We start from the raw sequence: 12,608 nt of genomic DNA, 5'->3' as shown, positions 1-12,608 counted from the left end.
GCTCCTGGACGTTCGCCGCTGCACGCGGACACGGAATGACGTAGAGAGGAAGATCTGCGGCACCGCCGCGAAGTGCGAGAACGCGTGGCCCGACCGCAGGTCGCGCCTGAGGCAGCAACCTGCGGGGCATCCGCTCCGCTCGCGCCACCCCCGGGGGGCTCGCCCGTTGCGACAGGGTCAGCAACCAGCCGTGCCCGGGGTGGACGTTGATCAGGTTGCCGCCGCGCGGCGTACGGAAGGCAACCGGACGGATGCCTACGAGGTGAGCGGTAGGTGAACATCTCGGTGCCCGCACGCCCTCGCGGGGAGGCATGATCGGACCGAAGGACCGCGACAGGAGGACGATGCCGACGCCACCCACCTTCGCCGACGTGCAGGCGGCCGCGGAGCGGATCCGCGGCCACGCGCACCGCACGCCGGTGCTGACCTCACGCCGGATCGACCGCGAAACCGACGCTCACCTGTTCTTCAAGTGCGAGAACTTCCAGCGCATGGGTGCGTTCAAGTTCCGGGGCGCGTTCAACGCGTTGTCCCGGTTCGACGAGGATCAGCGCCGGGCCGGCGTCGTGACCTATTCGTCGGGCAACCACGCCCAGGGGATCGCGCTCGCCGCGAACATCCTCGGCATACCGGCCACCATTCTCATGCCGGACGACGCGCCCGAGAGCAAGGTCGCCGCCACCCTGGGATACGGCGCCTCAGTGGTGCGCTTCGACCGATACGGCGAGGACCGCGAGGAGATCGGGCGCGCACTCGCCGCCGAGAAGGGGCTCACCCTGGTGCCGCCCTACGACCACCCGGACATCATCGCCGGGCAGGGCACGGCCACGATGGAGCTGATCGAACAGGCCGGGGAGCTCGACGCGCTCTTCGTCTGCCTCGGCGGCGGAGGCCTCCTGGCGGGAGCCGCGCTCGCCGCGCGGGCACTGGCGCCCTCGTGCCGCGTCGTCGGCGTCGAACCGGAGGCGGGCGACGACGGGCTCCGGTCGCTGCGCACCGGTTCCATCGTGCACATCGACACCCCGGTGACGATCGCCGACGGTGCCCAGACCCAGCACCTCGGCGTGCTCCCGTTCGAGATCATCCGCCGGGACGTGGACGACATCGTGACGGCGAGCGACGCGGAGCTGGTGGCGGCCATGCGCGTGTTCGCGTCGACGATGAAGATCCTCGTGGAGCCCACCGGCTGCCTCGCGTTCGCGGCCGTGCGCCGGCTCGCCGCCGAGCTGTCCGGTCAACGGATCGGAGTGCTGGTGAGTGGCGGGAACGTGGACCTGGACCGCTTCGCGGCGCTGGTGACCAGCTGACGCGCCGGCGCCGGAGCGTCACGGTGCCGGGCGCGCCGTCACACCGAGTTCGACGGGCAGCGTGTCCACCCCGAACACGAACGACAGCTTCCGGAACGACAGCTCCGACCGCTCCACGCCGAGCCGGATGTCCGGGAAGCGCCGGATGAGCGCGGGGTAGGCGGCACGCAGCTCCATGCGGGCGAGCTCGGCGCCGATGCACCGGTGCAGGCCGTGCCCGAAGGCGAGGTGCGGGCGGGCGGCGCGGCTCGGGTCGAAGTCGTCGAGGTTCCCGTCCCGGTTGGCCGCGCTGAGCGAGCACAGGACGATGTCACCCTTCTCGATCGTGGCACCGCCGATCTTCACCCGCTCCCGGGCGAAGCGCGGGAACGCGACCTGCACGACCGTGAGGTAGCGCAGCAGCTCGTCGACGAACGGGTCGACGGCGTCGTCGCGCTCCCGGATCGCCTCGCGGCTCTCCGGGTGCTGCATGAGCACGATCGTGCCGAGCGCCAGCATGCTGGCCGTGGTCTCGAGCCCGCCGGTGAGCAGGCCGTCGGCGATACCGGCGAGCTCGTGGTCGGACAAGTTGTCGCCGTGCTCGCGCACGAGGCGGCCGAGCAGCCCGTCGCCGGGCTCCCCCCGTTGCTTCTGCACGATCTTGAGCAGGTACTCCATGGACTCGGAGATCGCGCCGAGCGAGCCGGTGACCCCGCCGAGCAGGTCGAAGCGGGTCGTGGACAGGCGCTGGAACTCGGCGCGGTCGGAGTACGGCACACCCAGCAGCTCGCAGATCGTGAGCGACGGGATCGGCAGCGCGAAGCTCTGGACGAGGTTCACCCGCTGGCCCGCCTCGGCGGTGTCCTGCATCTCGTCCAGCTGGCCTTCGACGATGGCCTCGATCCGCGGCGCGAGCCGGCGCAGCCGGTGCCCGGTGAACTCCGGCGTGAGCAGCTTGCGCAGCCGCGTGTGATCGGGTGGGTCGGTGAACCCGAGGCCGCCCGGGTTCTGCTCGGCGGTGATCCCGACCGTGCCGACGAGGTTGGTGAAGTCGTTGCTGAACGCGGGCGAGTTCGCGAGCACCGACCTGGCCTCCTCGTACCCCGTGACCAGCCACGCCCGCAGCCCGAACGGGAGCTTCATCCGGCTGACCGGCTCGACCGCGCGCAGCTCTCCGAGCTCGGCGACCGGGTCCAGCCCCTCGCGTTGCAGCGGCACCAGGGCCGATTCGGGAAGAACGGACAGCAGCGCGTCCGTGCTGCCGGTTCGCCTACGCCCCATCCGCAGGCGGGCGAGAGTGGCGATGATGCGTGTGCGGGCCCCCCACATGCGGCAGAACTCTATGCAGGTCGGCCACCCCCGTGGTGAGAGTGTGCTGAGATCGGTCGTCCTCCGTCGGCGAAGAACACCTGCAGTGCTCCGGCCAGCTCGTCCGGCGCCTCCTCGGCCATGTGGTGGCCCGACTCGATCGGTCCCCCGCCGCGCAGGTCGGTGGCCCAGCTCCGCCACACCTCCCGCGGGTCGCCGTAGAGGTCCTCCAGGTCGTCGTGCCGCGACCACAGCACCAGCAGCGGGCAGGTGACACGCCGTCCCGCAGCCCGGTCGGCCTCCTCGTGGGCGCGGTCGATCCCGAGGCCGGCCCGGTAGTCCTCGAGCATCGCCCGCACCGTCGCCGGGTTCCGGGTGGCGGATCGGAACTCGGCGAACGCCTCATCGCCCATGTGCCGCGGGCTGCCGCCGTACCAGGCGTCCGGATCGGCGAGGATCGCGCGCTCCGGCAGCTCCTGCTGGGCGAAGAAGAACCAGTGCCACCAGGACCTGGCGAAGCGGTCGTCGCACCTGGCCAGGTGCTCGGAGATCGGGATGCAGTCCAGCAGCGCGAGGCGCTCGACCGCATCCGGGTGGTCGAGGGCGAGGCGGAGCGCGACGTAGCTGCCGCGGTCGTGCCCGGCCACCGCGAACCGGTCGTGGCCGAGCCCGCGCATCAGCCGGACGACGTCGTTCGCCATGGCTCGCTTCGCGTACGGCGCGTGGTCCGGCGTGGTGGGCGGCTTCGACGAACGCCCGTAGCCGCGGAGGTCCGGCACCACGACGGTGTGCCCGGCCGCCACCAGCTGCGGTGCCACCCGGTGCCAGGTGGCACCGGTCCGCGGATGGCCGTGCAGGAGCACCACCGCGGGCCCGGCGCCGCCGCGGCGCACGTAGAGCTGAACGTCGCCGACGTCGAGAAGGCCGGTGGTGAAGCCGTCGAAGAGCGGCATCCGAGCATGATCGGTGAGCCCGGTTAGGCTCGCAAACGCGATGCCGAACCCACCCGATCTCCAGGACGGCGTGCTGGCCATGATGTCCGCGCGTGCCGGGCACTTCCCACTCGAGTCCGGCCACCACGGCGAGCTGTGGCTGGAGCTCGACGCGCTGTTCTGGACTCCGTCGGACCTGGAACCGTTCGCGTACCGGCTGGCGGAACTGATCGGGCCGTACGAGCCGGACGTCGTGTGCGGGCCGCTGGTGGGCGGCGCGTTCCTCGCCCAGCTGGTGGCCATGCGGCTCGGCGTCCGGTTCTGCCACACCGAGCGGACCTCACCGGGCGACGGCCTCTACGCCGCCACCTACCGGCTGCCGGACGCGCTGACGCCCCGGCTCGCCGGCCTGCGGGTGGCGGTCGTCGATGACGTGGTCAACGCCGGCTCGGCGGTGCGGGCCACCCTCGCCGCGCTCGCGCAGACCGACGCGCGCCCGGTGGCCATCGGCGCGCTGCTGGCGCTCGGCACCACACCTGCGGCGGTGGCCGGGACCGCGGGTCTGCCGCTGGAATCGGTGGCCACCCGCGAGAACGAGATCTGGGTGCCGGACCGTTGCCCCCGGTGCGCAAACGGGGAGCCCCTGCAGAAGCCCTGACGCGATCATCTGGGGATGGCCGTACTCGATGGGATCGTCCCGAAGCTCGTCCCGCTCCCCGGGGTCGTCGCCGTGGTGCTCGGCGGGAGCCGGGCGCGCGGCACGAACCGCCCGGACAGCGACTGGGACATCGGTCTCTACTACCGCGGCGGCTTCGACGCCGGGCTCCTCGCAGGCCTCGGGTTCCCCGGGCACGTCGCGCAGCCCGGGGAGTGGGGCCGGATCGTCAACGGCGGGGCGTGGCTCTCGGTCGACGGCGAGCCGGTGGACGTGCTGCTGCGGGACCTCGACGTCGTCGAGGGCTGGTGGGCGGACGCGCAGGCCGGCCGGTTCGACATCGACAACGTCGAGGGCCACATCGCCGGACTGCCCACCTACACCCCGGTCGGTGAGCTCGCGATCTCCCAGGTGCTGCACGGCGAGCTGCCGCGGGTGACCTACCCGGACGCACTGCGGGCGGCAGCGGGCCGGCGGTGGCGCTGGAACGGCGCCTTCTCGCTCGCCTTCGCCGGGAAGTACGCGGAGCGCGGGGACGTCACCCTCGCCGCGGGCACGATGGCGCGGGCCACCGCTCAGACGGCCCACGGTGTGCTGGCCGAGCGCGGCGAGTGGGTGCTGAACGAGAAGGGCATCGTCGACGCCGCCGGCCTCGCAGCGGCCCACGCGATCATCGGGAGGTGCGCCGGTGACCCGGAAGGCGCCGTGCGCGCGCTGCAGGAGCTACTCGCCCCGCCGGGCCTGGACGAGCTGGATGCCCGCACCGACCCGGCCTGAGACCCTGGACCCTCAGGACGGCACTCCGTAGCGGGTGGCGATCGCGTCGGCGCGGTTCCGCAGAGAGGTGCGCAACGACTGCGGGGCCAGGGCTTCCGCGTCCGTGCCGAGTTGCCACAGCGCCCATTCGGCGTGTCGAGAATCTTGGAAGGTCACCTCCAGCCGCAGCCACCCGTCTGCGTCGGGTTCCTCGGCGCGGACGGCAACCGAGGTGCTCAGCAGGTCCTCCCGCCGCGCCGGGCTCACCCGCACCAGCACGGCGAGGTGATCGCTGGACAGGAACTGCGCGCAGCGTTCTCGCCAGACCCGGCCCAGATCGACCCGGTTCGGTCGTTGTGCCGGTTCGCGGAGTTCCTCGGCCGCCAACACCCGCGACAGCCGGTAGGTGCGGTCCGCGCCGGTTCTCGTGGCCAGCAAGTATCCGCGGTCCCGTACGGTGACCAGGCCGATCGGGTCCACCGTGCGCCACTGCGGTGCCTGGCCCGTTGCGGCGTAGTGGATGCGCAGCTTGTGTCCGGCGAGCACCGCGCGCCGGACCTCGATCATCGCCCTGTCCGGCACCTCCTCGGTGACCAGCCGGCGCGAGAGCAGGTCGGTCTCCGGCTCGACGAGAAATCGCTGGCCGGCGTCGCTCGCGGTGGCCCGATGGCCTTCGGGCAGCGCGTCGACCACCTTGCGCGTGGCCGATGCGAACGCCGAGCCGAGGCCGAACACCTGCTCGCCGCGCCCCGACCCGGCGGTCAGCAGGGCGAGGCCCTCGTCGTGGTTCAGTCCGGTGAGCTCGGTCCGGAAACCGGGCAACAACGCGAACCCGCCGTGCCGGCCGCGTTCGGCGTAGACCGGGACGCCAGCTGCGGACAGCGCCTCGATGTCGCGCAGGACGGTGCGGGTGGACACCTCCAGCTCGCGGGCCAGCACGTCCGCTGTCAGCCGACCGCGCTGGCGCAGCAGCAGCACCAGCGAGACCAACCGGTCGGCGCGCACCCGAGAACCCTATCCGAATACACGACACAGGATGTCGTGATTTCCCGTGAGGCTCCTCGACACGACGTCCACGATCGCGGCGACCGAGCCGGTGGACGTACGTACCCTCGATGAGTCGAATGGAGCTGGCGTGGCAGTGGAACGAACGGCCGTCAACCCGGTGACGTGGTCCGTGGAGATGGGATTCAACCAGGGTGAGGTCGTCTCCGGGCACACCCGGACGCTGTACTGCTCCGGGCAGACCGCAATGAGCGACGACGGCGAGCCCCAGCACGACGGTGACATGGCCGCGCAGTTGGCGCTGAGCCTCGACAACCTGGAGGCCGTGCTCGGCGGGGCCGGCATGTCGCTCGCGAACCTCGTCCGGCTGAACGTCTACACCACCGACGTCGATCAGCTGTTCCCGCACTACGGCGTGCTGGCGTCGCGGTTGGGCGCCGCCGGGGTGGCTCCGACCACCACGATGCTCGGGGTGACCCGCCTGGCGATCCCCGGCCAGCTGGTCGAGCTCGAGGGAACCGCCGTCGCGTGATGACCCGCGGTTCGGGATGGTGACGATCGGCGTCGTGATGGACGAGTTGGATGCCAGGCTGCGCCGGATCGGGCAGCACCACTTCCGCGCGAGGTTCCGGCTCCGTGGCCGGGACCGTGCGGTGGTCGACCTGCGCGGCATCACCACCGTCCGCAGACATGCCGAGGAGCTGGTCGAGCGCAGGCTGGCCCCCGCCGAACCGCGCAACGACGGCCGTCAGACGCCCTATCGCGGGCATCCCGTGTTCGTCGCGCAGCACGCCACGGCGACGTGCTGCCGCACCTGCTTGGAGCGCTGGCACGGCATCCCCGCCGGGCGGGCGCTCGACGACGCCGAGCGGGGCTACGTCGTGGAGGCGATCTGCCGATGGATCGTGGGGCAGTACGCCCCGCACCGCCCGCCGCCGTGAGTTGATCGAGGCGCCGCTGCACGACGAACCGCCGCACAACGACGAACGCCGGGCCCTCCCTCGCGGGAGGCCCGGCGTTCCGCCTGTTCAAGCTGGCGGTAGCGGTGGGATTTGAACCCACGGAGGCTTGCACCTCACGCGCTTTCGAGGTCTGCGATCACTCGTCCACTGACGTCCGGCGGTGAACATCGCGCAGGTCGTGGCCGCCTCGCCACCTCCTACGCACCTCGGCGGCAGCCTGCAACTGCAACCACAAGTGCCACCGGTCGTGATCCACTCGACTACCGCTAGGCGCGTGGTTCCACGGCACGTTGGCTGAGCGCCGCCGCCGGCACGAGGGCGCCCTCGTGCCGTACCTGAACGGCTCCGTAGGAGTCGCACACCGAGAAGTCGACCCGGCCGAACTTGTGTGTACCCGGTCACTGACCGGGATGATCACCGGCGATGATCACGAGCCGTTGGCATGTCGGATTCACGCCCACCGAGCTGCCGTCCCCGTCGACGCCACTGCTGTTCGTGGCCGAGCTTCCTGGGGACTGGGAGGAGTGGCTGCGGCGGGCGGAGGTGGTACCGGGGACGCCGTTTCTGTGGTCGCCGACGTTGGAGTACAACATCGAGAAATGAGGGCTGGGCATCTTGACAGGACCCCGGGTATCGCCCGCACTGGGCGATGCGCAGGCGCCGCCCCGGCGGCATGCTCCGCACAAGGACTTGTTCGGGAGTGATCGTCATGTGTCGTTGGCTGGCGTACTCAGGATCTTCGATTCCGCTGGAGACGTTCGTGTCCAGGCCCACGAACTCGCTCATCCACCAGAGCAGCGCGGCGGCGATGGGCGCGACCGCCCTCAACGCCGACGGCTTCGGCGTCGGCTGGTACAGCGAGGGCGACCCTGTGCCGGCCTTGTTCCGCAGCGTCCAGCCGGCCTGGGCGGATACCAACCTCGGGGAGCTTGCCCGGCACATCCGATCGCCGCTGTTCCTTGCGCACGTCCGAGCGACCACCGGGACCCCAGTGCAGCAGACCAACTGCCACCCGTTCCGGTGCGGTCACTGGTTGTGGGCGCATAACGGCGGCATTCGCGAATTCGCCACGGTTCGCCGTGACCTGTTCTTCGCGGTCGACCCGGCGCTCTTCCCGGGCATCGCCGGGTCGACGGACTCCGAGCTGATGTTCTATCTCGCACTCACGTTCGGCTTGGAGCAGGACCCCGTCTCCGCGGTCGAGCGAATGGTCGGGTTCGTCGAGGACGTCGGAAAGGCCCACGGGGTGCAGTGGCCGATCCAGATGACGGTCGTCACCACAGACGGGAAGCGGCTGTGGGCATTCCGCTACTCCAGCGAGGGCCAGTCGCGCACCCTGTTCTACACGGCTCTCGTGTCCACGGTGCGCCAGCTGCATCCGGACGTGCCGCTGTTGCGGCAGCTGTCCGAGGAGACCCGCCTGGTTGTCTCCGAACCCTTGTCAGACCTTCCCGGCGTCTGGACGGAGGTCCCAGAGTCCTCCTACGGCATCGTTCAGCCGGGCCAGGACGTCCTGGCGGCATTCCATCCCAAGCAGCCCTGACTGTCTGGCTCGTCACTCAGCCGACGATATGCAGATCGCGACTGGGTTGTCGAGGCGCAGGCCTGCGTCCTTCTCCCGGCTCGAAGCCAGTGGGCGGCCGCAGCGCTCGTGCCCGCTCCAGGCCGTCAAGGCGCCGGCCCGATCACGCACGCCGCCGAGGTGAGCAGGCACGTCCTTACCTTCCTCTGGCAAAGGAGCACGCCATGACCACCACCGAGACCGCGACCCGTTCGCGGCGTGATCGAAAACATGATCGCGGCCGCGAACCGCAACGACCTCGACGGGCAGGTACGGTGCTTCACCCCCCGACGCCGGCTATCGGTTCCGCGCCCGCGGGGTCGATGTCAAGAGCCGGACAGCGCTACGCCAGGTCTTCGATGCCTTTCTCCAGCGTTTCCCGGACCGCCAGCTGACGATCACGGGGATGCTCGTGGAGGAGGCCCGTGCCGCGGTGCAGATCGACTTCGCTGCGACCAGCCCGGGTGGCGTTCCCGGTCTGCCCTCGGCCGGCGAGCGGTTCGTCAGAACTTCTGCTGTGTCTGCGAGGTGCGCGACGGTTTGATCCAGTTCTGGCGGGATTATCTCGACCGCCCGCTCGCTTGACGCGCACGGCGGCCCTCTGCCTGCTTCTACCGCGGCGATCACCGCATCGCCGTGTAGCTGCTCCGCGTCGTCCGCTCCACCTCGCGCGCCATCCACGGGTCTGCGCTGCCGAAACGATCGGCGAGCGGATCGGTCAGTTGTCAACCCGAAACCGGGTCGACAACCGAACCAGCGGCCGTCGACGGCGCGCGCCCATCTCTTGAGCAGGCCGGGCACACGTCCAGTCGCCTTGAGGTACCCACCCGGCGGGGGATCGTCTGCCAATCTGGCGGTGGAGTCGTCAGGCTCGCCATAGAGTCGATCGAGATCCACCCACACCGGCCGATCCAGCGGCGGCGGCGGTACCGCCGTCGTGGAGCTCCACGGCTTGTACATCGGGCGCCTCGCACCTCCCCTGCCTTGCAAGACTGCGGCCGGGGGAAGCGGCCTCATGACGACGGACAGGATCGCACGCCGGCCGCCGCGGGATGGGGCTCCCTGATCCCCTCATCGCCCTTCTCCGGGCGCACCGGAAGCACCAAGAGGAGGAACGGGCGGCCGCCTGCGACCTGTGGCACGAGACCGGGTACGTGTTCACCACGCCCACCGGGCAGCCGCTGAACCCGCGGACCGACTACACGAACTGGAAGCAGCTGCTCGAACGGGCCGACGTCCCGGAACGACGCTTGCACGACGCCCGGCACACCGCAGCAACCGTCCTGCTGCTGCTCGGCGTCACGGAGCGGATGGTGATGGCGATCATGGGCTGGTCGAGCACCGCGATGGCGGCGCCATACCAGCACGTGGTTGCAGCAGTCCGGCGCGACGTCGCCGTTCAGGTCGGCGGTCTACTGTGGCGGCCTCCGGGTGCCGGTGAGGGACCGCGACCGGCCGCCTGAAGCACTGAACTGCAACCACAACTGCAACCACGACGACGAACGCCGGGCCCTCCCTCGCGGGAGGCCCGGCGTTCCGCCTGTTCGGGCTGGCGGTAGCGGTGGGATTTGAACCCACGGAGGCTTGCACCTCACGCGCTTTCGAGGCGCGCTCCTTCGGCCGCTCGGACACGCTACCGCCGGAGAGCTTACAAGGTGCCCCGACTGCGTGACGCCCCGCCCGGGGGACGGTGGAGAATCCAGCGGTGATCTCCTCGTCCGCGGTCCGGCGTGTGCTCGTGGTGGCCGCCCTCGTCCTCTCCGCCGCCGCCTGCGCGCCGGAGCCGGCCGCGCCCCCTGCGGCGGTCGGGCCGGCCTGCGAGCCCGGCGCCCTGCCCACCCTCACGGCGGGGACCCTCACGTTCGGCACCGACCAGCCGGTCTACCCGCCGTGGTACGTCGACGACGACCCGACGTCCGGCAAGGGCTTCGAGAGCGCCGTCGCGTACGCGATCGCCGACGGGCTCGGGTACCCGCGGGACGAGGTCACGTGGGTCCGGGTGCCGTTCAACGCCTCGATCCAGCCCGGCCCGAAGTCCTACGACCTGAACCTCACCGAGTTCTCGATCACGCCGGAGCGGGCGCAGGCCGTGGACTTCTCGGCCCCCTACTACGACGTGAAGCAGGCTGTCGTCGCGCTGGAGAACGGTCCCGCGGCGGGCGCTGCCTCGATCGCCGAGCTGAAGAGGGCGAAGCTCGGCGCGCAGTTGGGCACCACCAGCTACCAGGCGATCGTCGACCAGATCGCCCCGGCGAGCGAGCCGGCGGTGTTCAACACCAACGACGACGCGAAGCTCGCCCTGTCCAACGGGCAGGTCGACGCGATCGTGGTGGACCTGCCCACCGCCTTCTACATCACCTCGGCGGAGCTGGAGGGTGCGAAGATCGTCGGGCAGCTGCCGCTGGGCAGCGGCACGCCGGAGCAGTTCGGGGCGGTGCTGGACAAGGACAGCCCGCTCACGTCGTGCGTCTCGGCCGTGGTCGAGAAGCTCCGCGCGGACGGCACGCTCGCGGAGCTGGAGCAGCAGTGGCTCGCGTCGGCGGAGACCGCTCCGGAACTGCGGTGATCCTGAGCCCCCTCGCCCAGGACCGGCTCGCCCACCGCCGCGCGCGGGCCCGGCGCTCCACCCTGGTGGCGCTCGGGTCCACCGTGGTGTTCGCGGCGGCCGTCGTGGTCGGGGTGACCAGCGCGCCGGGTTGGCCCCGCGTCCAGGAGACGTTCCTCGACGTGCGGGTCGGGTGGGAGTCGCTGCCCGCGGTCGCGGCAGGCCTGTGGCTGAACATCCGGGTGCTCGTGGTCGCCGAGATCGGGGTCCTCCTGCTCGGGCTGCTGATCGCCGTGCTGCGCACGCTGCGCGGCCCGGTGTTCTTCCCACTGCGCGCGCTGGCCACCGGGTACGTCGACCTGTTCCGCGGCGTGCCGCTGCTGATCGCGCTCTACCTGATCGGTTTCGGGCTGCCCGCGCTGCGCTTGCAGGGCGTGCCGACCGACACGGCGGTGCTCGGCACGATCACGCTGATCCTCGTCTACTCCGCGTACGTCGCCGAGGTCTTCCGCGCGGGCATCGAGTCGGTGCACCCCTCACAGCGCGCGGCGGCCCGCTCGCTGGGCCTGACCCACCGCCAGTCGATGCGGCTGGTGATCCTCCCGCAGGCGGTGCGGCGGGTCCTGCCACCGCTGCTCAACGACTTCGTCGCGCTGCAGAAGGACGTCGGGCTGATCTCAGTGCTCGGCGCGGTGGACGCGATCCGGGCCGCCCAGATCGCGTCGGCGCGCACGTTCGACTTCACGCCGTACGTCGTGGCGGCGCTGCTGTTCGTGCTGCTCGCCGTGCCCACCGGGCGAATCGCCGACGCCGTGGCAGCGCGCGTGGCCCGCAGGCAGGGGCTCGCATGACACCGGTGCTCGAGGTGCGCGGCCTCGTCAAGCGCTACGGCGACGCCACCGTGCTCGACCACATCGACATCGAGGTCGGCGAGCACCAGGTGGTCACGGTGATCGGCTCGTCCGGTTCCGGGAAGTCGACGCTCCTGCGGTGCGTCGACCTGCTCGAGGAGGTCGACGACGGCCAGGTGCTGCTGGACGGCGTCGACGTCTCCGACCCGCGGGCCGACGCGGCCGCCGCCCAGCGGCGGATGGCGATCGTGTTCCAGGCGTTCAACCTGTTCCCGCACATGACCGCGCTGCAGAACGTCGCGCTGGCCCCGCGCGTGGTGCACGGGGTCCCGGCCGCGGAGGCCGACGAGCGCGCGCGCGAGCTGCTGGGCCGCGTGGGGCTCGCCGGCAAGGCAGGCGACCACCCCGACCGGCTCTCCGGCGGCCAGCAGCAGCGGGTGGCGATCGCCCGCGCGCTCGCGGTCCGCCCGCGCCTGCTCCTCCTCGACGAGATCACCTCCGCCCTGGACCCCGAGCTGGTCGGGGAGGTGCTGGCGATCGTCCGCGCGCTCGCCGCCGACGGCGTCACGATCCTGATGGCGACCCACGAGATGGGCTTCGCCCGCCAGGTGTCCGACACGGTCTGCTTCCTCGACGGCGGTCGCGTTCTCGAGTCCGGTCCTGCGGCCCAGGTCCTCGGCGAGCCCGTGGAGGTACGCACGCGCCAGTTCCTGTCCCGCGTGATCGCCGCAGGCCGACTGGGGTAGG

The 12,608-nt window shown here is 71.2% G+C and carries 14 protein-coding genes, 1 tRNA gene and 1 pseudogene; 12 read left to right on the top strand and 4 right to left on the bottom strand.

The genetic code is table 11. The features are described from left to right. The first annotated feature begins 344 nt into the window (after positions 1-344). A complete protein-coding gene (locus ABEA81_RS22625) occupies positions 345-1,307 on the top strand; it encodes a threo-3-hydroxy-L-aspartate ammonia-lyase (RefSeq protein ID WP_345607285.1) in 963 nt (320 codons plus the stop codon). A gap of 18 nt (positions 1,308-1,325) precedes the next feature. On the opposite strand, the gene ABEA81_RS22620 is transcribed toward ABEA81_RS22625, so the two are convergent. Together ABEA81_RS22620 and ABEA81_RS22615 are read right to left on the bottom strand one after the other, a co-directional pair. After that, positions 1,326-2,615: a cytochrome P450 gene (locus ABEA81_RS22620; RefSeq protein WP_425570637.1), complete on the bottom strand. Its 1,290-nt coding sequence runs from the start codon at positions 2,613-2,615 to the stop codon at positions 1,326-1,328. A gap of 11 nt (positions 2,616-2,626) precedes the next feature. Beyond that, entirely contained in the window at positions 2,627-3,547 is a 921-nt protein-coding gene (locus tag ABEA81_RS22615; protein WP_345607284.1) for an alpha/beta fold hydrolase, read from the bottom strand. Positions 3,548-3,587: 40 nt separating this feature from the next. Between ABEA81_RS22615 and ABEA81_RS22610 the strand changes: the two genes are divergently transcribed. Then, a complete protein-coding gene (locus tag ABEA81_RS22610; protein WP_345607283.1) occupies positions 3,588-4,184 on the top strand; it encodes a phosphoribosyltransferase family protein in 597 nt (198 codons plus the stop codon). A gap of 15 nt (positions 4,185-4,199) precedes the next feature. Continuing rightward, positions 4,200-4,958 (top strand): nucleotidyltransferase domain-containing protein, encoded by a 759-nt coding sequence (locus ABEA81_RS22605; protein WP_345607282.1) that lies wholly within the window; start codon positions 4,200-4,202, stop codon positions 4,956-4,958. Between the two features lie 12 nt (positions 4,959-4,970). Here the strand turns inward: ABEA81_RS22605 and ABEA81_RS22600 are convergent, their stop codons facing one another. After that, positions 4,971-5,942, bottom strand: a complete 972-nt coding sequence (locus ABEA81_RS22600) for a helix-turn-helix transcriptional regulator (RefSeq protein WP_345607281.1) — start codon at positions 5,940-5,942, stop codon at positions 4,971-4,973. A 136-nt stretch (positions 5,943-6,078) separates the two neighbouring features. Here ABEA81_RS22600 and ABEA81_RS22595 point away from each other — a divergent pair, with 136 nt between their 5' ends. From ABEA81_RS22595 to ABEA81_RS22575, 6 genes and pseudogenes are all read left to right on the top strand, one after another. Continuing rightward, positions 6,079-6,474 carry a RidA family protein gene (locus ABEA81_RS22595; protein WP_345607358.1) on the top strand — a complete coding sequence of 132 codons (396 nt, stop codon included), beginning with the start codon at positions 6,079-6,081 and terminating at the stop codon, positions 6,472-6,474. Between the two features lie 37 nt (positions 6,475-6,511). After that, the gene (locus ABEA81_RS22590) at positions 6,512-6,883 is read left to right on the top strand and encodes a DUF4186 domain-containing protein (RefSeq protein WP_345607280.1); all 372 of its coding nucleotides are present in this window, start codon (positions 6,512-6,514) and stop codon (positions 6,881-6,883) included. 444 nt (positions 6,884-7,327) lie between these two features. Beyond that, positions 7,328-7,507, top strand: a complete 180-nt coding sequence (locus ABEA81_RS22585; protein WP_345607279.1) for a hypothetical protein — start codon at positions 7,328-7,330, stop codon at positions 7,505-7,507. 157 nt (positions 7,508-7,664) lie between these two features. Continuing rightward, on the top strand, positions 7,665-8,447 hold the full coding sequence (locus ABEA81_RS22580; RefSeq protein WP_345607278.1) for a class II glutamine amidotransferase: 783 nt from the start codon (positions 7,665-7,667) through the stop codon (positions 8,445-8,447). A 325-nt stretch (positions 8,448-8,772) separates the two neighbouring features. Next, positions 8,773-9,009: pseudogene (locus ABEA81_RS42740) on the top strand (nuclear transport factor 2 family protein); the annotation flags it as partial. A 508-nt stretch (positions 9,010-9,517) separates the two neighbouring features. Beyond that, positions 9,518-9,928, top strand: coding sequence for a tyrosine-type recombinase/integrase (locus ABEA81_RS22575; protein WP_345607276.1), 411 nt, complete (start codon positions 9,518-9,520; stop codon positions 9,926-9,928). Between the two features lie 87 nt (positions 9,929-10,015). Here ABEA81_RS22575 and ABEA81_RS22570 read toward each other — a convergent pair. Beyond that, positions 10,016-10,103: transfer RNA gene (locus ABEA81_RS22570), tRNA-Ser, on the bottom strand. A gap of 67 nt (positions 10,104-10,170) precedes the next feature. On the opposite strand from ABEA81_RS22570, the gene ABEA81_RS22565 reads away from it, so the two are divergent. The 3 genes from ABEA81_RS22565 to ABEA81_RS22555 are packed head-to-tail and all read left to right on the top strand — an operon-like array spanning position 10,171 to position 12,607. After that, positions 10,171-11,031, top strand: a complete 861-nt coding sequence (locus tag ABEA81_RS22565; protein WP_345607275.1) for an ABC transporter substrate-binding protein — start codon at positions 10,171-10,173, stop codon at positions 11,029-11,031. Next, positions 11,028-11,861 (top strand): amino acid ABC transporter permease, encoded by an 834-nt coding sequence (locus ABEA81_RS22560; protein ID WP_345607274.1) that lies wholly within the window; start codon positions 11,028-11,030, stop codon positions 11,859-11,861. Before ABEA81_RS22565 ends, ABEA81_RS22560 begins: the two co-directional genes overlap by 4 nt. Next, positions 11,858-12,607: an amino acid ABC transporter ATP-binding protein gene (locus tag ABEA81_RS22555; protein WP_345607273.1), complete on the top strand. Its 750-nt coding sequence runs from the start codon at positions 11,858-11,860 to the stop codon at positions 12,605-12,607. Before ABEA81_RS22560 ends, ABEA81_RS22555 begins: the two co-directional genes overlap by 4 nt. Position 12,608 lies beyond the last annotated feature (1 nt).

Origin of the sequence: Pseudonocardia adelaidensis (assembly GCF_039543345.1) — a bacterium.
GTDB lineage: Bacteria > Actinomycetota > Actinomycetes > Mycobacteriales > Pseudonocardiaceae > Pseudonocardia > Pseudonocardia adelaidensis.
Note: the sequence above shows the minus strand (reverse complement) of the source record. Positions and strands in the feature narration are given on the sequence as shown.

What these genes read in the sequence shown, in the direction of transcription:
- ABEA81_RS22615 (WP_345607284.1), bottom strand. Translation starts at nt 3,547, where the DNA reads ATGCCGCTCTTCGACGGCTTCACCACCGGCCTTCTCGACGTCGGCGAC.
- ABEA81_RS22590 (WP_345607280.1), top strand. Translation starts at nt 6,512, where the DNA reads ATGGACGAGTTGGATGCCAGGCTGCGCCGGATCGGGCAGCACCACTTC.
- ABEA81_RS22625 (WP_345607285.1), top strand. Translation starts at nt 345, where the DNA reads ATGCCGACGCCACCCACCTTCGCCGACGTGCAGGCGGCCGCGGAGCGG.
- ABEA81_RS22605 (WP_345607282.1), top strand. Translation starts at nt 4,200, where the DNA reads ATGGCCGTACTCGATGGGATCGTCCCGAAGCTCGTCCCGCTCCCCGGG.
- ABEA81_RS22610 (WP_345607283.1), top strand. Translation starts at nt 3,588, where the DNA reads ATGCCGAACCCACCCGATCTCCAGGACGGCGTGCTGGCCATGATGTCC.
- ABEA81_RS22620 (WP_425570637.1), bottom strand. Translation starts at nt 2,615, where the DNA reads ATGTGGGGGGCCCGCACACGCATCATCGCCACTCTCGCCCGCCTGCGG.
- ABEA81_RS22575 (WP_345607276.1), top strand. Translation starts at nt 9,518, where the DNA reads ATGGGGCTCCCTGATCCCCTCATCGCCCTTCTCCGGGCGCACCGGAAG.
- ABEA81_RS22585 (WP_345607279.1), top strand. Translation starts at nt 7,328, where the DNA reads ATGATCACGAGCCGTTGGCATGTCGGATTCACGCCCACCGAGCTGCCG.
- ABEA81_RS22555 (WP_345607273.1), top strand. Translation starts at nt 11,858, where the DNA reads ATGACACCGGTGCTCGAGGTGCGCGGCCTCGTCAAGCGCTACGGCGAC.